This is a genomic window from Blastomonas sp. CCH1-A6, assembly GCF_001556365.1.
Taxonomy (GTDB): Bacteria; Pseudomonadota; Alphaproteobacteria; order Sphingomonadales; family Sphingomonadaceae; genus Blastomonas; species Blastomonas ursincola.
Window position 1 is genome coordinate 1 of the sequence record NZ_LSIS01000354.1, and the last position, 321, is coordinate 321.

The window sequence follows — 321 nt, forward strand, 5'->3', positions numbered from 1 at the left end:
TGTCATAGACGTTGGCCGTCACCTGAGCGGTGATCTGGCCGGGAAGGTCCGAACGGATGCCGGTGATGAGCGCGGCAGGGATGATGCTGCCGGCCTGCACGATGTTGGGCGAGGCCGGCGCCACGAGGCGTTCGACGCTGACCGTCCGCTGATTAGACGCCTGCGCCAAGAAGGCTCGCTTGGCGGCCTGGTCGCCCTGCGCCGTCTCGGCAGGTTGCGGTGAGGCAGGAGCACCAGGCGCTGCCGTCGCGAGGTTCGGCAAAGACGGCATCGCAGCGGCCCCGGCGCTGCTGCCGCCGAGGAACACACCGCTCATGCGCG

At 69.5% G+C, this 321-nt stretch carries 1 protein-coding gene; it reads right to left on the reverse strand.

Annotated features, from left to right (window positions below; genetic code table 11):
* The coding region (locus AX735_RS16795; protein WP_446471833.1) for a TrbI/VirB10 family protein at nt 1–321 on the reverse strand (321 nt) is incomplete at both ends.